This window comes from Bartonella sp. P0282, assembly GCF_048452985.1.
Lineage (GTDB): Bacteria > Pseudomonadota > Alphaproteobacteria > Rhizobiales > Rhizobiaceae > Bartonella > Bartonella choladocola.
Window position 1 is genome coordinate 70,220 of record NZ_WTFO01000003.1, and the last position, 19,891, is coordinate 90,110.

Below are 19,891 nucleotides of genomic sequence, written 5' to 3' on the forward strand. Positions count from 1 at the left end.
AGCGGCGAGCTGTCACGCGACAAAGCCAACAAAAAGGGACTCTTTGCTAAGCCCGACCTTGACCATATGGGGCCGAATATGGATGTCGGGATTCTCCAAACGAACCCGAAAAGCGGAAAGTTCAGAAAAAATACGCTTGATGAAATGACGGTAAAACGCACCGAAGTTCCGCTCGGCGAAAGTGCAAAACCGATCAAACGCGAACGTATCGGACTGGGCTCCTTTGAAGACCCTGTGGAAGTTGCGCGCAAACGGCGCCGTCCCGGAAAAACCGGCAGACCGGGTCGTTGAAGTGAAATAAAATTGCAGACCGGTGGAAAATTTTCCGCTCCGGTCTGCCGTTCCAAATCAGCGTTTGGTGCTATGCGCTTTCGGGAAAAATCGAGAATCTTTCCTTTGAAACAAAGCCTGATTGCGCGATAAAAATTGCAATATCTTGAGCTTTACCGCACCCCGTTTTATCGAAAAAGGCTTCCGGTTGAAACAATCAAAAGTCTTTATCATACAAAGATGGAACTATACTTGCGTTTAACAAGAAAATGATTGGAATGATTTTAATTTATCCTCACAATAAATCGGTATGTTTTTCTAAGCAATTGTTTTTTATATTCAATTTATATCTTTATAAAACCGCCTGAAGCAACAATCAACGCACCTGTTTTTCGTTTTATGAAAGCGCCAACTATTCAAAATGCCGGTGTTCGGCGCACAGAATAATCAACATTGTTCATTTTAACTTTATTTGAAATGCACGCCAATCGGCGATAAAAGTGGGATAATGGGAAATTCAAACAGAATATGATGCACGTGGTAAAACAACCATTCCGGCTCGCTTTTTCACGTGATTTTTCTAAAGCCGACAAATGTTTTTACAAAAGTAAAACTATTAAAATCTGTCAATTTAAAGAATAAATTCAGAAAACTCTTGCAAATTTCAAGAAATTAATACAATCTATGCGGGTTCGGGCATTTTACGAACATTGGAAGACTATTAACAGGCGCGCCAAAACCGCTATAAGTTTTGGGCTAGTAACAACCGGATAACCGGTGAAAACCGGTACCGATGAGCCATCGAGAGATGGTTATAATCGAGAGATGGTTATATTGGCCACTATCGGTTGAAAGCTGGTAAATAGAGTGCTTTCCAGACTTCAAGAACTGCCTGCATGTACCGTTTTGCGCGTGGTGTGCGGGACGGTGTTTATTATAAAAACCTGTTGTTACAGGTAACTGAATGAGGAAACATTCTATGGCTCAGACCGGGGAAGTGAAGTTTTTTAACAATGATAAAGGGTTTGGTTTTATCAAGCCGGATGATGGTGGCGCCGATATATTCGTCCACATTTCTGCTGTTCAGGCTTCAGGCTTGACAGGACTTACAGACGCACAAAAAGTATCGTTCGATACCGAACCGGATCGTCGTGGCAAAGGTCCGAAAGCTGTCAATATTACAATCATCGGTTGATTTTTATCGGCTGATTTTATTTGCTGCGTTCAAACCGGATCTTTCGATCCGGTTTTTTTTCGCCAAATGTTTTGTAACAAAAAAATATATTTTGTGATGGAAAAAAATATTAAATAAATTATTTACCATAAGAAAGTCACAAGCAGCGTTCAGGCTGCGTTCAGAAAATGAGATATAGAATTATTTTCATGAATCGAATTCAAAGGAGTTCAACCATGAAAAATTTTGCAAAATTGGCAATAGTTTCTGCTGTATCGGCAGTGATGGTTGTGGCCCCGCTCGCTGCCGCATCGGCGCATGACCATTATTGGCGTGGTCCGGGCTATTGGGACGGTCCACGTTATTGGGATCACCACCATCATCATCACGATCACGGGGATGCGGTTGCAGCCGGTGTGGTTGGCCTTGCAGCAGGTGCGCTAATCGGCAGTGCCTTGTCACAACCATCCGAACCACGGGTAATCTATCAGGCTCCGCCTCCACCGCCAGCCTACTATCCGCCTGCTCCGAGATATTATCAACCGGCTCGTCCTTATTATCCGCCTGCACCAACGGCTTATAAGCCGGTCTACCAGCCATGGAGTGCCGGTTGGCGCAATTATTGCGCATCCAAATACCGGTCATTCAATCCGCGGACGGGAACCTATCGCGGCGTAGATGGCCTTAACCATTTTTGTAACGCCAACTGATTTGATAGCATTTGATTTAAAAAATACCCGGCCTTGTGTCGGGTATTTTTTTAACCTTCAATGAAACAATGCTAGATAAGCAGCATCAATTCCCCATTCAAAAAACAAACAAACGAAATTGCAATTTTTAACAAAAGAGGCATTTGTCGTTCGATTGACCGCTTGAAAGCGTCGGAACAATCTGCAAGGCATTTCTTCATCTTTATCTTTTCGGATAACGGAAAGCTTCCTGATGAAATGGGGGCTGCCCGCCCCTGTTATCCGCCTGCACCAACGGCTTATAAGCCGGTCTACCAGCCATGGAGTGCCGGTTGGCGCAATTATTGCGCATCCAAATACCGGTCATTCAACCCGCGGACGGGAACTTGATCGCCGTAGATGGTCTTAACCATTTTTGTAACGCCAACTGATTTGATAGCATTTGATTTAAAAATACCCGGCCTTGTGTCGGGTATTTTTTTAACCCTCAATGAAACAATGCTAGATAAGCAGCATCAATTCCCCATTCAAAAAACAAACAAACGAAATTGCAATTTTTAACAGAAGAGGCATTTGTCGTTCGATTGACCGCTTGAAAGCGCCGGAACAATTGGCAAGGCATTTTTTCCTCATCCTCATCTTTTCCGATAACAGAAAGCTTCCTGATAATATGGGGGCTGCCCGCCCCTGTTATCTGCCTGCACCAACAGCTTATAAGCCGGTCTACCAGCCTTGGAGTGCCGGTTCACGCATTGATTGCGCCTCCCGAATACCGGTCGTTCAATCCGCAAACGGGAACTTGATCGCCGTAGATGGCCTTAACCATTTTTGTAACGCCAACTGATTTGATAGCATTTGATTTAAAAAATACCCGGCCTTGTGTCGGGTATTTTTTAACCCTCAATGAAACAATGCAAGATAAGCAGCATCAATTCCCCATTCAAAAAACAAGCAAACGATATTGCAATTTTTAACAGAAGAGGCATTTGTCGTTCGATTGATCGCTTGAAAGCGTCGGAACAATCGGCAAGGCATTTCTTCACCCTCATCTTTTCCGATAACAGAAAGCTTCCTGATAATATGGGGAACTGCCCGCCCCTGTTATCTGCCTGCACCAACGGCTTATAAGCCGGTCTACCAGCCATGGAGTGCCGGTTGGCGCAATTATTGCGCATCCAAATACCGGTCATTCAATCCGCGGACGGGAACTTGATCGCCGTAGATGGTCTTAACTATTTTTGTAACGCCAACTGATTTGATAGCATTTGATTTTAAAAATGCCCGGCCTTGTGTCGGGTATTTTTTTAACCCTCAATGAAACAATGCTAGATAAGCAGCATCAATTCCCCATTCAAAAAACAAACAAACGAAATTGCAATTTTTAACAGAATAGGCATTTGTCGTTCGATTGACCGCTTGAAAGCGCCGGAACAATCGGCAAGGCATTTCTTCACCTCATCTTTTCCGATAACAGAAAGCTTCCTGATAATATGGGGGCTGCCCGCCCCTGTTATCCGCCTGTACCAACGGCTTATAAGCCGGTCTACCAGCCTTGGAGTGCCGGTTCACACATTGATTGCGCCTCCCGAATACCGGTCGTTCAATCCGCGGACGGGAACTTGATCGCCGTAGATGGTCTTAACCATTTTTGTAACGCCAAGCGAATTTATGAGAAGCGGCATTAACCCCTTATATCAACATTGAAAAAGTCTACCCGACCTTATGTCGCTGATTTTTTGCGATGGATGTTTTTTCCTCGCTTGGCCTGCCGGAATATTCGTTTAAAGGCCGGATTCACACCGCTATGTCGAACACCTGTTTTGAATTGACCGGATGTTTCAACCTTCAATCTTCATGACTGGATAGCGCTTTGAAAACTCCCGCAAAAAGAATTTGTTATTTTTTGCAGCCTCGCTTTTTATTTTGCCGAGCCATACAGACTTTTCCCCGTGCGCCTTTTGTGGTTTTCCCCTATAAAGCTCCTACCCTGTGCGTTTTTCCGCGCTGTGCGTTTTCTACCCTGTACGATTTCCACCCGTCCGGCTCCATTCCCTATGCGGCCCTCACACCATACGACTTTCTCCCCGTCCTGTCATAGTTGGAAAAGCCGGATTATGAGAGGCTTTGGCCGCAATAGTCGGCCTCTATCAACCGCACATAGGCCGCTCTTTGCGGCCTTTTCAGCCTTGGAAGCTCGCAAAGCCATTGCCCGTCCGGATAGGCTATTTTATCTCAAGCCAAAAAAAGCGATGCGGCACGGGGGCGCTATCAAAGGAACACAAAGAAAGGTCGAAAAAACAATGGCGGAAGTCGCAAAGCGATAAAGCTTTGCCACTTCCGGTTCATAAATCTTGCAAAAACTGATTGTGGAGTTTTTCTTCGCCAATGGTGCTCATACCGCCGTGACCACTGATAAACACAACATCATCACCTAAAGGCAAAACTTTTTCTTTCAAAGAAGACATAAGATCGTCATAGGAACAAAAGGGAAAATCGGTTCGTCCGATCGAATTGTGAAAAAGCACATCGCCAACAAGTGCCAAACGGGTTTCATCATTGAAATAGATAACATGACCGGGAGCATGGCCGGGGGTATGGAACACCTTGAAACTATGCCCTCCACAATCGACAATATCGCCCTCTTCAAGCCAGCGGTCGGGCACGCAATTGCGCACCCCCGTCATGCCATATTCTTTCGCTGTCGTTACGAGATTGTCCATAAGCGGCTTATCGGCAATATTGGATCCGATAACGGGGACATTGAGCGCCTCTTTGGCTTCCATGGCGCCACCGGCATGATCGACATGTGCATGTGTTATCCAGATTGCTTCAACCTTGATACCTGCCTGTTCTATCGCTTGTGCCACACGTGACCAATCACCACCGGGATCAACAAGCACGCCCCGCTTTGTTTCATCGTCATAAAGGAGCGTACAATTTTGTTGGAAAACCGTCACCGGTATGATTATTGCTTTCAGCTTTCCCATAACAGATCCTTCGATATTCGATTGCAAGAATTCAGAACTTTATCAACATGTGACATATCAATATCAAGATTGGTCAATATCAAGATTGGCAAATTTTGCCGGAATGATCTTTAGTTTGCCAGATGTCTTTATTATTGTTTACATCTATTTCTGCCGATGTCACGGGGTTTGCCTTGCTTGATAAAAAGTGGCAAGCCGGAAAAGTCGAAATTTGTAAAACGGCCTGCAAAAACTTTTTTTGAAAAAACAGCCCTTTTAAAGCCAAAACCGGTGTAGCCCACCGGTTGCCCACGCCGATAAACATCGCCCAAAACCCAGACATTGATCGAAAAATTGGCAAACTCTATTATTTTAACCGCTCATGATTTTATTCATGTTATGATTTTCTCCACGTCATTAACGATAAAACGAGTATAAAATCCTGTTATGAATGACGGGCGCGTTTGTCATGGTATTGCCTAAAATATGGAGCAATGAGAGGGTAGCTATCTCGACAGGGATAAATTCTTCCGATAAACTCGGCTCAATCCGGATATGAAAAATGACAGAAAAAAACACAAAGCTTTCTGATGATGCTCCCCATCTTCTGGTGATAGACGACGACACACGCATACGTAGCCTGTTGTCGCAATATCTTGCCCAGAACGGTTTTCGTGTTTCGGTTGCAGCCAGTGCCGATGAAGCACGGCGTAAATTGGCCGGACTTGATTTCGACCTGCTGATTGTCGATGTGATGATGCCGGGGGAAAACGGCATTTCGCTCACCCGTTCGCTGCGCGAGACAAAAACCGTTCCGATATTGATGCTGACAGCCTTGTCGGAAACCGACAGTCGCATTGACGGCCTTGAGGCGGGAGCCGATGATTATTTGCCCAAGCCTTTTGACCCGCGCGAGCTTTTGTTGCGGGTGAACGCGATTTTGCGTCGCGGCAGTACCGGCGGCCAACCGAAGATAGAACAATTGGTATTCGGCCCCTATACATTTTCGATTGCCAAAAAAGAACTGAAGAAATCGGGCGAAATTATAAAACTGACCGATCGCGAGCAGGAAATTATGGTTATTTTTGCCGAACATGCAGGCACGACAATTCCGCGCCATAAACTTGCAACAGGTGAAGGGGAAGTGGGCGAGCGCACGATTGATGTGCAGATCAACCGCTTGCGCCGCAAGATAGAAAATGATCCGGCCAATCCGGTTTACCTGCAGACGGTGCGCGGCATCGGCTACAAACTCTCGATCGAATAGGATCAACTGATGGCCGGGCCTATCGACAGTTTGGGGCGTTGGCTGGCAAAAAAAATGCCAAAGCGCCTTTATGCGCGTTCTCTCATTATCATCATTGCGCCGATGGTTCTGTTGCAGTCGGTGATTGCCTATGTTTTCATGGAACGGCATTGGCAAATGGTGACCGAACGCCTGTCGACTGCTGTGGTGCGCGATATTTCTGCGATTATCGACATTATCGAAACCTACCCGCAAGATGATAATTACAATAATATCACACGCATTGCCCAACAACGCATGGGGCTGAATATTTCCATTCTCCCGCCCGAGCCGCTGCCGCCACCCGGCCCCAAACCGTTTTTTGCCATTCTCGATTATTTTCTGAGTGAAGAAATTACCCGCCAGATCAATCGCCCTTTCTGGATTGATACGGTGGGAGATTCCGACCTTGTGGAAATCCGCATCCGGCTTGATAACCATGTCTTGCGCGTTTTTGCCATGCGCTCGCAAGCCTATGCTTCAAACACCGGTATTTTCTTGAGCTGGATGGTTGGCACGGCACTTGTTTTGTTGATTATTGCTATTTTCTTTTTAAGAAACCAGATCAAACCGATCCAGCAGCTTGCCGCTGCCGCCGACAGTTTCGGGCGCGGTTTGCCGCTGCCGGAAGGCTTCGAGCCGAGAGGTGCAGAAGAAGTGCGCCGTGCAGGCACTGCATTTTTGCGTATGCGCAAGCGCATTGAACGCCAGATAGAACAGCGCACAATGATGCTTTCGGGTGTCAGCCATGATTTGCGAACCATTTTAACGCGCTTCAAATTGCAACTGGCATTGGCAAAAGGAAGTTTCGATACCACCCCGCTTGAACAGGATGTTGCCGACATGCAGAACATGTTGGAAGGGTATCTTGCCTTTGCCCGTGGTGAAGGAACAGAAAATGTCGGTGAACTTGATCTGGAAGAGTTGATGAAAACCCTTCAAAAAGACGCGAAACTGCGTGAACGCGGCTTTGTCTATCAAATCGAAGGTTCGCCTCTGGTGCAATTGAAGCCGAAAGCTTTTTCACGGCTTGTCAGCAATCTTGTCTCGAACAGTTTCCGTTATGCCAAAAACGTCGATGTTGCCATTGTCCATGGTGACGACGACCTTGTCATTATTATCGACGATGACGGGCCGGGTATCCCCGCCAATATGCGCGAAGAAGTGTTCAAACCTTTCTTCCGTCTCGACGAGGCGCGCAATCAGGATGCGAGCGGTACCGGTCTTGGCCTTTCAATTGCGCAGGATATTGCGCGCAGCCATGGCGGCAATATCATTCTCGATGATAGCCCGACGGGTGGCTTGCGTGTCATTGTTGAAATTCCTCTCTAACGCCCGATATGAAATGAACGGGTATTGGTTTTGACCATATTCCGGAGAACCGCCAAAGCGCGGGCTTTCAGGGATTTGTTCTGGCCTTATGCCATTTTTCAGAAAGGGAAATATCATGCCAGCACGTTCAAAAGTACAGCAGGAAGCCGCCGGAGCAGCCCTTGCAGCCAAACGCGGTAAAAGACCGGTCAGTTCGCTACAGGGCGCATCCAAAAAAATGGAACAATCCATGACAGAAGACGAGCTTAAAGAATTTGCGTCAACCAAACGCAAGGACTTGCCGGAGAGCGTCGGGAAAAAATCCAAAAAATAGAATTTTGCCAATTATCTGATCGGATAATGATCTGACAATTATCCGGCAAGCTTGTTCGGGGGCGAAAAGCTGCTAACAGGTGATCGTGTGGGCTTTTACATTTCTGTCGCGATGAAAATGTCGTTCGCAGCATTTGGACATGCGAAGAAATTGGTCATGCGTGAAAATACGCAGCGATGATATTTAAAGATTGCATTTAAAATTGGCGATCATAGCTCGAAAACCGGCTTTACCCTTGGCCAAGAGTTGCAGAGCCTTGACAACAGTCCATTCAGCTTTATCGAATTTATAGCGGACTTACGGCGCAAAAGTTGCGCAGAGTTGAGGGAATATGGCTCTAAAATAAAATGCCTTGTTCAACACGCAAATGCTGCCCATTCAAAGCCGATATTTTCAGACCTTAAAAGCCCCTTGCTTTCAAATGCTGCCCATTCAAAGCCGACATCTTCAAGCCCTGACACCTTAAAAGCCTTTGCTTTCAAATGCCCGCTCTCAAAGCCAACGCCTTAAAAGTTGATACTTTCAAACCGCCATGGCTTTAAATCGCACAGGCTTAAAATACTTGCACTTCCAAATGTCGGCGTTTTGAAGCTACAATGCCTTGCTTTTTTGGGCTTAGAATATACGACCGCCGACCGGAACTTCTTTCGAGGGCTGTAAAAGCACGACATCGCCATTTTCATCCGGCAAGCCGAGAGTGAGCACTTCCGACATGAACGGGCCGATCTGGCGTGGCGGAAAATTGACAACGCACAGGACTTCACGCCCGACAAGTTCATCAAGCTTATAGTGCACGGTGATTTGTGCTGACGAAAGTTTGACGCCAATATCTTTGCCGAAGTCGATTTTCAACTTATAGGCAGGTTTTCTCGCTTCGGGGAAAGCTTTCGCTTCAACTATTTTTCCCACCCTTATATCGACTTTCAAAAAATCGTCGAAACTGATTTCTGTCATCTGACAACCTCTTCGATTGCCTGAAACATATTATTATTTTTCAGCATTTCTCTTGATTTTCAGGTGCTTTCCCTGATTTTCAGGCATTTCCCTTCGTTTCAAACAAAGCGAATTGCAACGCATTATCAGCCGAAAGTGATGACCAGGCCACCATCTGGAAAGCGCTATAATGGGTTTCACAAACATCCAGAGCGTTGATAAGCAGGTTTTCCACCTGGGCATTGGAGGGATGTAAACCGCCCGACAGCAACAATGCCTGCCTGAAAATAACAGATGAAGCATCTTCCCAAAAATCGAAATGCCCCATCAGCAATTTTTCATTTATTGCAAGGATCAATTTGAGAAGTTCTTTTCGTCTGGTTTGTGAAACCGACATATCGAATGCACAGGCAAGATGCAGTGCTTCCTGATTTTCCATCCACGAGAAAGCAATATGGTAAGTTGCCCAATGCCCCTCCACACAAATTGTAATTTCATCCTCCGCCGTTCTCTCGAACGACCAGTCATGACCATTGGCCACCTGTTCGATCAAATCGACAGGGTGGAGATCCCGTTCCAAGTTGCCTACGGCAAGCCTCATTTCATTCCTCAATTCCAAATCGCATTTTCGCGAGAAAATTCCAGCGAAAAACACCACCCACGCGTCGCCACGTGGTTCCAGTTGCCCGCAAAAAACTATAAACGCATAAAACTCACAACAAGCGCATAAAACGCAAAATCCGCCATTCGTTCTATTTCGGCTCTTTTGCGAATCATCTTTTGTTTTCAGTGTATTGATCTGAATCGAGAGTGCTAGTCCCCTTGATTCAAAAAGCTGTTTACGGATAAAAAAACAGGGCGGGAACAAATGTTCGACCCGCCCTAACAGATTCTGGATTAAGCATTTTTCCGACTTATTCACAGCCAAGAAAAACTGGGGATTATTTTTTCTTTTCGTCCTTGTCGGATGAAGATGACGCTGTTTTTGCCTTTGAACCCGATTTGTTTTCCAGATTATCCAAACGTTTTTTCAGCTCCTCGACTTCCTGACGTGCTTTGGCTGCCATTTCCTTGACAACCTCGAATTCGTCACGATGGACAACATCGAATTTATTGAGGACACGTTCTGCCTGTGCGCGAAAAGCTGTTTCAGCTTCATTGCGCACGCCTTGTGCAGCACCGGCTGCATCGGTCATCAACTTTGCTAGCTCGTCAAGCACGCGGTTGGGTCCATTACTCATTTGGCCTATCCTTCTTAAAACTGTTTAGATACCCGGTAAAAACCAATTCAGGCTAACATATAGAACATTTTTTTAAAATGAGGATAGCGGTTTTGTCATCTTTACGAAACTGCATCAAAAACTTGAAAATTCGCGCTGTTTTTTACTCATGGAAAATGTCTCTGTTTAACATCATATCGTTTTGAAAAAACAGAAAATTCCAAAACCCGTTGCTTGCGGTATGCTTGGGCAAACATGAAAAAATTTACAAATTTTAAAGAATTGATAGCATTCGATAGAATTGATAAAAGCTTGACCCGTAAACGTTCCTCGGTCATCTTCAGTCAAACAATTTCCGACTTCATCAATTTATCCGGCCTCATGTTATGAATGATCTACCGCCCTGCCCTGCCATTGCTTTTCCCGATTTTTTGAACCCTATCATTGTTCAAATCGGGCCGATTGCGCTTCATTGGTATGGTCTCGGCTATGTTATCGGCATTCTGTTTGCCTGGTGGTATGGTGGATTGCTGCTTAAAAACAAAACACTTTGGTATAACGAAACGCCGCCCATGACACCCCAATTATTGGGTGATTTTGTGGTCTGGGCTGCTATCGGTGTTGTTGTCGGCGGGCGTCTCGGACAGGTTTTATTCTGGGACCCGCAATATTATTTCAGCCATCCTGCGGAAATCATCGCCGTCTGGGATGGTGGCATGGCTTTTCATGGCGGGCTTATCGGAACCATTATCGCAATGATATGGTTTGCGCTCAAACACAAAATCGGCATCTGGACAATGTTTGACACCATCGCTGCCGGAGTGCCTGTCGGCCTCGGCGTGGTGCGTCTTTGCAATTTCATCAATCAGGAATTATGGGGCAATGTCACAAATGTTCAATGGGCCGTCTGTTTCCCGCGCGATCCCGACTATCTCCCCCGCCATCCGAGCCAGATCTATGAAGCGTTGATGGAAGGGCTTATCCTTTTTGTTATACTTGCTATTCTTGTTTTTGCCTTCAAAGCCTTGCGCAAGCCCGGCATTGTTTCGGGTACTTTCATTTTCGGCTATGGTGTTGCCCGCATGATTTCGGAAATATTCCGCGTCCCCGGCGAGGATCCTGAATGGTTTAGTCGCGTTTTTTCCGGTACCGGCTTCACTTACGGCATGGCCTTGTCGCTTCCCATGGTGCTTTTTGGCGTTTATGCCATTTATCGCGCTTTCAGACATGCACCAAAAAACGATGTCAAACTGCGTTCGTTAAAAACCGATGAATGATCTTAAAACCAAAATTTGCGAATTGATCGCGCTACAAGGCCCTTTGCGGGTAAGCACATTCATGACATTGGCCTTGAGCGACGAACAAAACGGCTATTACAAAAATGAAATGCCTTTTGGTAAAAAGGGCGATTTCATCACCGCGCCCGAAATAAGCCAGATGTTCGGCGAGCTTATCGGCATCTGGGTAATTGAAACTTTCTATAAATTGAAAAAACCCGCCTCTTTTACCCTTTGTGAATTGGGGCCGGGGCGCGGAACGCTGATGCAGGATTTGTTACGCACAATCAAAAAACTCTCGGCCGATTGTTTTCAAGCTGCCAATGTTTTGATGGTCGAAACCTCCGACAAGCTTGCAGCACTCCAAAAACAGGCTCTTTCTTCTTATCGTGATAAAGTCCGCTGGCTCAAGGATTTCGACAAACTTCCCGACGCCCCGCTCATTCTGGTTGCAAACGAATTTCTTGATGCCTTGCCGATCGACCAGTTCATCAAAATTGACGGCAATTGGCATGAACGGCTTATAACGACAGATGATAACGATGAGCTTGGTTTTACCGTTGGTAATAATGTGCTCGATCAAACAGGCTTGCCGAAAAAATATCGTGATTTGCCGGAAGGTTCCGTTTTGGAGCTTTCTCCCTTACGGCTCGAATTTGTCGAAAAAGTTTTAAAACATCTCTCCCGCCATCGCGGCTCGGCACTTTTTATTGACTACGGGAGCACCGGCCTTCCCTATGGCGATACATTGCAGGCGGTATCGCGCCATGAATTCAAAGATATTTTCGCAAATCCGGGAAAAGATGATCTGACAAGCCATGTCGATTTCTCTTCACTTGAAGTGATTGCCAAACGTCACGGAATTTTATCGGGCGTCATCACCCAAGGTGCGTTTCTGACAGGCCTCGGATTGGTTGAACGCGCCGGCCGGCTGGGGGCGGATAAAAGCCACGATGTTCAGGAAAAAATCCGCCTCGACGTAGAAAGACTGGCGGCACCCGAAGAAATGGGAACGCTGTTCAAAGTGCTCGCTTTGAGCGATGAAGAAACCGGCATTCACCCGTTGTTTACTGCAGAGCAGAATTACCGCGATTGACAACCCGTTTTGAAAACGCCACGATAAGCTGTTAAATCTAATGGTCGTTCATATGTCACAATTGCCATCCCCTGTTTTTTCGCCTTCCCTTGAAAATTTGGAAAAAAACGGCATTCGCCACGCTTTTTTCACACGTCAGGGCGGTGTTTCCCGCGGGATTTACGAAAGCTTGAACCTTGGTCGCGGCTCCGATGATGACAAAGAAAATATTGATAAAAACCGCAATATTGTTGCCGCTTATATGGGGGTTAAGCCGGACAATCTTATCAATCTCTATCAAATCCATTCGCCCCATGCGCTGATTGTCAATGAACCGATCATAGGTGAACGTCCGCGTGCGGATGCATTGGTCACCAATAAAGCCGGCCTTGCTTTGGGGATTTTGACAGCCGATTGCGGGCCTGTGCTGTTTGCCGATGCAAAAGCCCGTGTCATTGGAGCTGCCCATGCAGGCTGGCGGGGCGCTTTGGCCGGTGTTATCGAAAATACCGTCGCGGCAATGGAAACATTGGGTGCAAAACGGAACAATATTGTAGCAACATTAGGACCGTGTATCGGCCCCAAACATTATGAAGTTGGCAAAGAATTTTATGAAACATTCGTCGAAGAAAACAAGTCATATGAAAAGTTCTTTACCAAATCCGGACGCTTCGGGCATTTTTTCTTCAACCTTTGGGATTTCATCCAGAATCGGCTTGATGATGCCGGTGTTCATGGAGATTGCTTAAATTTGTGTACTTATGGCGACGAAAAAAGGTTTTTCTCCTACCGGCGCAAAACCCATCGCAATGAACCCGATTACGGTCGGCAAATTTCGGTCATTACACTCGCAATATAGTTGTTTGACAAGTAAAAGGCCGGTTGGGTTTCGGGTTTCACAAGGTTTTCAAGGTGAAACTTTTGCGGGGCACAAAAACGAAAAGCAGAACACTTTGCCAATGGAACTGGCCAACGAAAGCCCAAGCCCATCAATACGAAGCTAAAGAATTAAAGATGATAAAGGCAAATTCTCTAGCGGTAAATTTATCATAAAAAATCCGGTGACAAGGAAAAGCCGGTCACCGCTAAGCCCCTCCCTAAAAAAAGAAGTTACGCCCGCCAAGCCCCCTAAAAAACGAAGTTACGTCTGCCAAGCCCCCAAAAAAAGTAAAGTTACAAAAGCGGGAATTGGCAAGGCAGAAAATGTCTATCAGCTTTTGCCGTTTAAATCCGGTCATTGCGAAACCGGATAGCATTTGGCTGTGAATTCTTTTTTTTAAACGGTGCAAAAACAAAACAGTCAATTAGAAAATGGCAGGAGTGACAATATGAACTCTTGCAATCTGATAACAAAAAGTTAAAACCGCAGCCAGAAATTCTGTTTTCTTTAGAGCCAGGGGCCAAGCCATGAAACTTTTCTGCGGCAATTCCAACCCACGCCTTGCCGAAGACGTAACAAAATATCTCAACATTCCCATGGGTAAAGCAACGGTCAGACGCTTTGCCGATCAGGAAATTTTTGTTGAACTCCATGAAAATGTTCGCGGTGAGGATGTTTTCCTTATCCAGTCCACATCCTATCCCGCCAATGACCATTTGATGGAACTTCTCATTATGATTGATGCGGTTCGTCGCGCTTCTGCACGCCGCATTACTGCTGTTATTCCTTATTTCGGTTATGCAAGACAAGACCGCAAGCCCGGCCCCAGAACGCCGATTTCCGCGAAGCTTGTTGCCAATCTATTGACTGAAGCTGGCGCAAACCGCGTTTTGACACTCGACCTTCATGCAGGCCAGATTCAAGGCTTTTTCGATATTCCGACCGACAATCTTTATGCGGTTCCGGTCATTGCCCGCGATGTCAAAAACAACTATCCGCTCAAAAATGTCATGGTTGTTTCACCTGATGTGGGTGGTGTTGTGCGTGCACGCTCTCTTGCAAAACGCCTTGATTGCCTGCTTGCCATTGTTGACAAACGCCGCGAACGTCCGGGCGAATCGGAAGTTATGAATGTGATTGGCGATGTTTCGGGCAAAGATTGTCTTTTGCTTGACGATATTGTCGATTCCGGTGGTACACTTTGCAATGCTGCCGAAGCCCTTTTGAAAAAAGGTGCGAAGAGTGTAACCGCCTATATTACCCACGGGGTTCTTTCGGGCGGCGCTATTGCCCGCATCACCGGTTCCAAGCTGAAAGAGCTTGTGATTACCAATTCCATCATGCCGACACCGGCTGTAGAACAGGCTCCCAATATTCGCGTTTTGCCTATTTCCGACCTCATCGGCGAGGCTATTTCGCGCACAGCAGCCGAACAATCGGTTTCAAGCCTGTTTGATTAAAAGTTTCATTTGTTAACGAATAAAGGCCGCAGGGATTTTGTTTCTGCGGCCTTTTATTATGATGAAACAGCAGCTTTTCTCGCACCAGAACTTTTGTTGAACCGGATATTTTTTCGATCATAAGCTTTTTATAAAACTCACGCTTTCCAGGCAAAAGCTGATCTTTTGCACTTTATCGGGCATTAGCGCTTTTATTCGGCTGCATCGCTTTTATTTTGGAAATCGTCCGGTGCATCGGGGTCACCGGGCAATGTTTCCAGTCCGAGATCGGGAAAAGCGGCAATGCGTTTTCCCCCGAAATCGGTTCTTACCACCAGAAGTCCGCGTTCTTCAAAATAGGTCAAGAGATGGCGCGCGCGACTCATAGAATGCGTGCCATAAAGACGGGCAAGCGTTGCATCGGAAGGGCATGGTTTACCACTTACTGCCGCTTCAGCGACATTCAAAAACACACCTTGAATATCATCTGTCAGTGTTTCGGAAAGTGCCAATGCCTTTTGCCATGTTTCGCTTGCCGCTGTTTCCTCGTCAATCGCGGCTTGTGCTACGGCAAGTTTTCGCCTGAACTGGGCAAGATCAAGCGGTTCTCCCGGAACACGGTGAATGCGGCAACGCACCAGAAAATCCTGATAAAGTACCGCAACCGAACGGAAAGAAGCATCCTTATCATCAACAATTTCGCGCATCACAGCGTCGAGTTCGGCCTCGCGTTCCTGTTCGTCAATTTCGGGAAAGAGGCTTTGGTCTTCTTGCGGCTCTTCCTGTTTCTGGCGCACCAGCTCTTCCAATATTTCATTGGTCGGTTTCGGCGGTGGCGGAGGTGAGGCGCGCCTTATCGGCATAATCATTTCTTCAGGTGATGGTGTGAAGATCAGATCTTCCGCATCGACTGGTGCTTCCGGCAAGGGAAGAAGTTTGGGACTTGTCGAACGGGCAGATGTTTCAACGGGGCCAATGACCACAGGAAGCGGGCGGCGGGACAAAGCCGGACCAAGCGCTACAAAATGCCCGCGTTCAAGATCGCGGAACATTTCCGCCTGACGGCGCTCCATTCCTAAAAGATCGGCAGCACGCGCCATATCAATATCAAGAAATGTCCGCCCCATTAAAAAGTTGGAAGCTTCGGCTGCAACATTTTTTGCAAGTTTCGCAAGACGTTGTGTGGCAATAACACCGGCAAGTCCGCGTTTTCTACCCCGACACATCAGATTGGTCATGGCACCAAGTGAAAGCTTGCGCGCTTCGTCGGAAACATCACCGGCTGCGGCGGGGGCAAATAATTGTGCCTCGTCGACCACCACAAGAAGCGGATACCAATAATCACGTTCAGCGTCAAAAAGCCCGCCAAGAAAGGCGGCGGCAGCGCGCATTTGCTGTTCGGTATCAAGCCCTTCAAGGTTCAAAATAGCAGAAACGCGATGCTGGCGCACGCGAGCGGCAATGCGTGTCAATTCCAGTTCGGTGCGCTGCGCTTCAACAACCACATGGCCGAATTTGTCGGCAAGAGTAACAAAATCCCCCTCCGGATCAATCACACATTGCTGCACCCAATGGGCGCTTTGCTCAAGCAGCCTGCGTAATAAATGCGATTTTCCCGAACCGGAATTGCCTTGCACCAGCAAACGTGTTGCCAATAATTCTTCAAGATCAAGGCTCGCCACTTTCGAGCCGGTCAAGGCGCCACGTTCAAAAATAGTTCCCAGATTGATGTCGACAGTCATTGCCAATCCATCAATTGCCGAACCGTCGCAAGGCTCGTAGAATATTGAAACAAAAATATGGTTGATTCTTTTTCCATGACTCCTTTTAGCATTTCCTTGCCGAAAGGTGAAAAAAACGTCATTTTTTCCCACAACTCTTGCAAGCTCCCGATCTTTCGATTATAGCACCCCAATCCACGTCGACACCCTTGGAGGCAACGTGGGATGGATAAGGGGAAAATCTTTGCCTTTTTCCATATTCATGTCCGGAACCATTGAAAGCTCCGCCCATGAATCTCCAGTTTTTTGAAAAGGACTTAAGCCATGAGCAAAGTTTACACACTCAAGGCCGAAGCACGCGAACGGGTTGGTAAGGGGTCCTCTCGTCACCTTCGCCGCAACGGTCTTGTTCCAGCAGTTATTTACGGCGATAAAAAGCCTGCACTTTCCATTGCCCTTTCCTATAAGGACATTTTTTACAAGATTCACGGTGGTGCATTCTTTACAACCATTGCTTCGATCGAAGTTGGTAACGAAAAAATTGAAGTATTGCCAACCGATTACCAGCTTGATCCGGTTCGCGACTTCCCGATGCATGTCGATTTCTTGCGCGTTACGGAAAAATCGGTTGTTCACGTCAATGTTCCTGTCCACTTCCTCAATGAGGAAGAAGCTCCCGGCATCAAGACCGGCGGCGTTTTGAACATTGTTCGCCACGAAGTCGAACTTGAAGTTCCCGCCCATCACATTCCGGAAGCTCTTACTGTTGATCTTACCGGTTTGGAAGTTGGTGATTCCGTCCACATTTCCGACATCAAATTGCCTGAAGGCTCCTCGCCACTCATCAAGGACCGCGATTTCACAATCGCAACCATTGCAGCTCCTGTTGCATTGCCTGTTGAAGATGAAACACCGGCAACTGACGAAGCCACAGCAGCAACCGATGAAGCACCTGCTGCTACAGGTGAAGAAAAATCCGAATAATGTGACTCAAAAGGCGGGGAAATTTTCCCGCCTTTTCTTTCCAAGCGAGGTTTAGCCATGTTGCTTATTGCCGGTCTCGGCAATCCCGGTTCTGAATATCAGGATAACCGGCACAATATCGGTTTTATGGCGGTTGACGAAATCAATCGAAAATACAAGTTTTCCCCCTGGAACAAGAAATTCAACGCGCTTATTTCCAATGGCACGATTGAAGGTGAAAAAGTCCTTCTTCTTAAACCTCAAACTTATATGAATCTTTCCGGTCAGGCTGTTGGCGAAGCGATGCGCTTTTATAAGCTGCAACCGGAAAATATCATTGTCATTCACGATGAACTCGACCTTGTGCCGGGCAAATTGCGTGTCAAAACCGGCGGCTCCAGCGGCGGCCATAACGGAATCAAATCCATTGATGCCCATTGCGGCAATAATTACCGCCGTATCCGTATCGGCATTGGTCATCCGCAATCAAAAGAGCAAGTCACTTCCCATGTGCTTGGCAATTTTTCCAAAGCCGATCATGAATGGCTTGATCCCCTTCTTGACGCATTGGCCGATAATGTCGGCTTTCTTGTCAATGGCAAAGATAGTCTGTTTATGAACCGGATTTCTTTGGCTCATGAAGGCGAAACAGATCACACTCCCGAAGCCGACAGAAAGCCCAAAAAACAAAGCCATATCAGACAGGCGCGCCCGCAGCAGGCAAAAGAACTCCCCGCCACCGGCCCGATGGCAGAGATGTTGAAAAAACTGTTCAAAAACAACGACTAGCTGATTTCGCTATGGCAATTGGCGGGCACAAATAGCCGCTCGTTTTATGTGTTATATAAGCGCTTTGAGCAATTCCGGACTTAAACAAATCTGCTTCAAACAATTCCGGTTTCAAGCTATTCCTGTTTTAAGCAATTCCAGCCTTAAACGATTCCTACCTCAAGCCGTTCCTGCTTTAAGCGATTCCTGCTTTAAGCGATTCCTACCTCAAGCAGCTTCTATTTAAAGCTATTCCTGTTTTAAACAATTCAGTTTCAAGCTATTCCCGTTTTAAGCAATTCCTGCCTTAAACAATTCCTACCTCAAGCTGTTCCGGCTTCAAGCAGTTTCTATTTAAAGCTATTCCTGCTTCAAACAATTCCAGCCTTAAACAATTCCTGCCTCAAGCGGTTCCTGCCGCAAGCCGTTCCTGCCTCAAGCTGTGCCTGCTTCAAACGGTTCCTGCTTTCAACAGTTTCTGCGTCAAACAATTCAATTGTGATTTTCGCCCCCGCTTGCACCCTTTTGAAAAACAGCAGGGTCGCATAATTGTCGACACTCGAATTTTTCAAAGCCGACAAAGCGATCAATTGCCGAACTGACCAAACCGCTTTTTTCCAACTGCTTTAACAGGAGAAAAAGCGGGAAAAACAATCAGGGGTGAATGACATTTGTTACCGGATGCAATTTTAAAAAACAAAAAAATTCATTCAAAAAACACAAAATCCGAAATGGCAAAATTCGGGTTGTTTGCGTTTTTTCCCAGAAAAGAACACCCGCAAAACATTCAAATGTCTTGCGGGAAAATTTCTTCGCCTATGGTGTTTTTGTCAGCAATGACAGGGTTTATCTTACGAAAGCCCTTGTTCGTTGTGTTGGAGAACAATGACGTGGGTTCCTTCGGGAACGCGCCCGTAAAGGTCGATAATATCCTGATTGAGCAAGCGGATACAGCCGCTTGAAACAGCCTTGCCGATTGACCATTCTTCATGGGAGCCATGAATTCTGAACAATGTGTCCTGACCGTTTTTGAAAAGATAAAGCGCGCGCGCACCCAATGGATTGTCGGGGCCTGCGGGCATACCATCGCCCAAATGTCCGTAACGGTCAGGCTCGCGATCCATCATATCGCGTGTCGGATGCCACATCGGCCACATGCGTTTATATTGAACGACAGCTTCCCCTTCAAGCGCCAGACCGGCTTTGCCGACACCAACTCCGTAGCGTAGCGCACGCCCATTTTCCTGAACCAGATAGAGAAAACGTGCCTGCGTATCGACAACCAAGGTTCCGGGCGAATAAGGGCCGTTGAATGCGACTTCCTGACGCCAGTATTTCGGGTTGATCTTGCTCATATCGACAGCCGGAAGCGGATAAGGTTCGTTTGTCACCGGACCGTAGAGCGCTTTTATATCGGCCGGAACCGGCCAGGATTGTTCGACTTGTGGTTGATTGCTTACGCAGGCGGCGAGCGCCAGGGGTGCGGCAATGATGAATGTACGCCGAGACAGGTGCCTCATGATAACTCCATACAAAATATCGGATTGTTTTAAGCCTGAAAGCTTAGCCAAACGTTAAAATAGACA

General features: G+C 46.7%; 20 protein-coding genes and 1 pseudogene. 15 read left to right on the top strand and 6 right to left on the bottom strand.

From position 1 onward, the window contains the following. Positions 1–33: 33 nt before the first annotated feature. From GQS64_RS09355 to GQS64_RS09380, 6 genes and pseudogenes are all read left to right on the top strand, one after another. Positions 34–291 (top strand): annotated as a pseudogene (locus GQS64_RS09355) (hypothetical protein); the annotation flags it as partial. A 958-nt stretch (positions 292–1,249) separates the two neighbouring features. Further along, positions 1,250–1,465 carry a cold-shock protein gene (locus GQS64_RS09360; protein ID WP_077972136.1) on the top strand — a complete coding sequence of 72 codons (216 nt, stop codon included), beginning with the start codon at positions 1,250–1,252 and terminating at the stop codon, positions 1,463–1,465. A gap of 215 nt (positions 1,466–1,680) precedes the next feature. Beyond that, positions 1,681–2,154 (top strand): BA14K family protein, encoded by a 474-nt coding sequence (locus tag GQS64_RS09365; protein WP_077992965.1) that lies wholly within the window; start codon positions 1,681–1,683, stop codon positions 2,152–2,154. Between the two features lie 162 nt (positions 2,155–2,316). Then, positions 2,317–2,523 carry a BA14K family protein gene (locus GQS64_RS09370; RefSeq protein WP_246786479.1) on the top strand — a complete coding sequence of 69 codons (207 nt, stop codon included), beginning with the start codon at positions 2,317–2,319 and terminating at the stop codon, positions 2,521–2,523. 220 nt (positions 2,524–2,743) lie between these two features. After that, entirely contained in the window at positions 2,744–2,977 is a 234-nt protein-coding gene (locus GQS64_RS09375) for a hypothetical protein (RefSeq protein ID WP_198231388.1), read from the top strand. Between the two features lie 261 nt (positions 2,978–3,238). Beyond that, the gene (locus GQS64_RS09380; protein WP_246786493.1) at positions 3,239–3,346 is read left to right on the top strand and encodes a BA14K family protein; all 108 of its coding nucleotides are present in this window, start codon (positions 3,239–3,241) and stop codon (positions 3,344–3,346) included. A gap of 1,129 nt (positions 3,347–4,475) precedes the next feature. Here the strand turns inward: GQS64_RS09380 and GQS64_RS09385 are convergent. Further along, positions 4,476–5,120 carry an MBL fold metallo-hydrolase gene (locus GQS64_RS09385; RefSeq protein ID WP_198231389.1) on the bottom strand — a complete coding sequence of 215 codons (645 nt, stop codon included), beginning with the start codon at positions 5,118–5,120 and terminating at the stop codon, positions 4,476–4,478. Positions 5,121–5,661: 541 nt separating this feature from the next. Between GQS64_RS09385 and GQS64_RS09390 the strand changes: the two genes are divergently transcribed. From GQS64_RS09390 to GQS64_RS09400, 3 genes are all read left to right on the top strand, one after another. Continuing rightward, positions 5,662–6,366, top strand: a complete 705-nt coding sequence (locus GQS64_RS09390) for a response regulator (RefSeq protein ID WP_077992975.1) — start codon at positions 5,662–5,664, stop codon at positions 6,364–6,366. Between the two features lie 9 nt (positions 6,367–6,375). Beyond that, positions 6,376–7,716, top strand: a complete 1,341-nt coding sequence (locus GQS64_RS09395; protein WP_077992977.1) for an ATP-binding protein — start codon at positions 6,376–6,378, stop codon at positions 7,714–7,716. Between the two features lie 115 nt (positions 7,717–7,831). Next, the gene (locus tag GQS64_RS09400) at positions 7,832–8,029 is read left to right on the top strand and encodes a DUF3008 family protein (protein WP_198231390.1); all 198 of its coding nucleotides are present in this window, start codon (positions 7,832–7,834) and stop codon (positions 8,027–8,029) included. A gap of 615 nt (positions 8,030–8,644) precedes the next feature. Here the strand turns inward: GQS64_RS09400 and GQS64_RS09405 are convergent. The 3 genes from GQS64_RS09405 to GQS64_RS09415 all read right to left on the bottom strand — a co-directional run bounded on the left by GQS64_RS09405 (position 8,645) and on the right by GQS64_RS09415 (position 10,203). Beyond that, positions 8,645–8,983 (bottom strand): tRNA-binding protein, encoded by a 339-nt coding sequence (locus tag GQS64_RS09405; RefSeq protein ID WP_198231391.1) that lies wholly within the window; start codon positions 8,981–8,983, stop codon positions 8,645–8,647. Between the two features lie 79 nt (positions 8,984–9,062). Next, positions 9,063–9,563 (bottom strand): YbjN domain-containing protein, encoded by a 501-nt coding sequence (locus GQS64_RS09410; RefSeq protein WP_077992987.1) that lies wholly within the window; start codon positions 9,561–9,563, stop codon positions 9,063–9,065. 340 nt (positions 9,564–9,903) lie between these two features. Further along, a complete protein-coding gene (locus GQS64_RS09415; RefSeq protein ID WP_077992995.1) occupies positions 9,904–10,203 on the bottom strand; it encodes an accessory factor UbiK family protein in 300 nt (99 codons plus the stop codon). Between the two features lie 365 nt (positions 10,204–10,568). Between GQS64_RS09415 and lgt the strand changes: the two genes are divergently transcribed. The 4 genes from lgt to GQS64_RS09435 all read left to right on the top strand — a co-directional run bounded on the left by lgt (position 10,569) and on the right by GQS64_RS09435 (position 14,874). Continuing rightward, entirely contained in the window at positions 10,569–11,459 is an 891-nt protein-coding gene (gene lgt, locus GQS64_RS09420; protein WP_198231392.1) for a prolipoprotein diacylglyceryl transferase, read from the top strand. Beyond that, a complete protein-coding gene (locus tag GQS64_RS09425; RefSeq protein WP_198231393.1) occupies positions 11,452–12,555 on the top strand; it encodes a class I SAM-dependent methyltransferase in 1,104 nt (367 codons plus the stop codon). Before lgt ends, GQS64_RS09425 begins: the two co-directional genes overlap by 8 nt. Positions 12,556–12,607: 52 nt before the next feature. After that, positions 12,608–13,393 carry a peptidoglycan editing factor PgeF gene (pgeF, locus tag GQS64_RS09430; protein WP_198231394.1) on the top strand — a complete coding sequence of 262 codons (786 nt, stop codon included), beginning with the start codon at positions 12,608–12,610 and terminating at the stop codon, positions 13,391–13,393. 548 nt (positions 13,394–13,941) lie between these two features. Beyond that, positions 13,942–14,874, top strand: coding sequence for a ribose-phosphate pyrophosphokinase (locus GQS64_RS09435; protein WP_077992998.1), 933 nt, complete (start codon positions 13,942–13,944; stop codon positions 14,872–14,874). A 191-nt stretch (positions 14,875–15,065) separates the two neighbouring features. On the opposite strand, the gene GQS64_RS09440 is transcribed toward GQS64_RS09435, so the two are convergent. After that, positions 15,066–16,595, bottom strand: coding sequence for an ATP-binding protein (locus GQS64_RS09440; RefSeq protein WP_198231395.1), 1,530 nt, complete (start codon positions 16,593–16,595; stop codon positions 15,066–15,068). Between the two features lie 303 nt (positions 16,596–16,898). On the opposite strand from GQS64_RS09440, the gene GQS64_RS09445 reads away from it, so the two are divergent. Further along, on the top strand, positions 16,899–17,558 hold the full coding sequence (locus GQS64_RS09445) for a 50S ribosomal protein L25/general stress protein Ctc (RefSeq protein ID WP_077992999.1): 660 nt from the start codon (positions 16,899–16,901) through the stop codon (positions 17,556–17,558). A 57-nt stretch (positions 17,559–17,615) separates the two neighbouring features. Continuing rightward, positions 17,616–18,326: an aminoacyl-tRNA hydrolase gene (gene pth / locus GQS64_RS09450; RefSeq protein WP_198231396.1), complete on the top strand. Its 711-nt coding sequence runs from the start codon at positions 17,616–17,618 to the stop codon at positions 18,324–18,326. Between the two features lie 830 nt (positions 18,327–19,156). Here the strand turns inward: pth and GQS64_RS09455 are convergent. Next, a complete protein-coding gene (locus GQS64_RS09455; RefSeq protein ID WP_077993002.1) occupies positions 19,157–19,825 on the bottom strand; it encodes a L,D-transpeptidase in 669 nt (222 codons plus the stop codon). Positions 19,826–19,891: the final 66 nt, after the last annotated feature.

Bases quoted from the DNA above. Each gene is read 5' to 3' on its own strand.
- GQS64_RS09410 (WP_077992987.1), bottom strand. From the start codon at position 9,563: ATGAGGCTTGCCGTAGGCAACTTGGAACGGGATCTCCACCCTGTCGAT.
- pgeF (WP_198231394.1), top strand. From the start codon at position 12,608: ATGTCACAATTGCCATCCCCTGTTTTTTCGCCTTCCCTTGAAAATTTG.
- pth (WP_198231396.1), top strand. From the start codon at position 17,616: ATGTTGCTTATTGCCGGTCTCGGCAATCCCGGTTCTGAATATCAGGAT.
- lgt (WP_198231392.1), top strand. From the start codon at position 10,569: ATGAATGATCTACCGCCCTGCCCTGCCATTGCTTTTCCCGATTTTTTG.
- GQS64_RS09435 (WP_077992998.1), top strand. From the start codon at position 13,942: ATGAAACTTTTCTGCGGCAATTCCAACCCACGCCTTGCCGAAGACGTA.
- GQS64_RS09390 (WP_077992975.1), top strand. From the start codon at position 5,662: ATGACAGAAAAAAACACAAAGCTTTCTGATGATGCTCCCCATCTTCTG.
- GQS64_RS09415 (WP_077992995.1), bottom strand. From the start codon at position 10,203: ATGAGTAATGGACCCAACCGCGTGCTTGACGAGCTAGCAAAGTTGATG.
- GQS64_RS09400 (WP_198231390.1), top strand. From the start codon at position 7,832: ATGCCAGCACGTTCAAAAGTACAGCAGGAAGCCGCCGGAGCAGCCCTT.
- GQS64_RS09385 (WP_198231389.1), bottom strand. From the start codon at position 5,120: ATGGGAAAGCTGAAAGCAATAATCATACCGGTGACGGTTTTCCAACAA.
- GQS64_RS09360 (WP_077972136.1), top strand. From the start codon at position 1,250: ATGGCTCAGACCGGGGAAGTGAAGTTTTTTAACAATGATAAAGGGTTT.
- GQS64_RS09455 (WP_077993002.1), bottom strand. From the start codon at position 19,825: ATGAGGCACCTGTCTCGGCGTACATTCATCATTGCCGCACCCCTGGCG.
- GQS64_RS09445 (WP_077992999.1), top strand. From the start codon at position 16,899: ATGAGCAAAGTTTACACACTCAAGGCCGAAGCACGCGAACGGGTTGGT.
- GQS64_RS09365 (WP_077992965.1), top strand. From the start codon at position 1,681: ATGAAAAATTTTGCAAAATTGGCAATAGTTTCTGCTGTATCGGCAGTG.
- GQS64_RS09440 (WP_198231395.1), bottom strand. From the start codon at position 16,595: ATGACTGTCGACATCAATCTGGGAACTATTTTTGAACGTGGCGCCTTG.
- GQS64_RS09425 (WP_198231393.1), top strand. From the start codon at position 11,452: ATGAATGATCTTAAAACCAAAATTTGCGAATTGATCGCGCTACAAGGC.
- GQS64_RS09395 (WP_077992977.1), top strand. From the start codon at position 6,376: ATGGCCGGGCCTATCGACAGTTTGGGGCGTTGGCTGGCAAAAAAAATG.
- GQS64_RS09405 (WP_198231391.1), bottom strand. From the start codon at position 8,983: ATGACAGAAATCAGTTTCGACGATTTTTTGAAAGTCGATATAAGGGTG.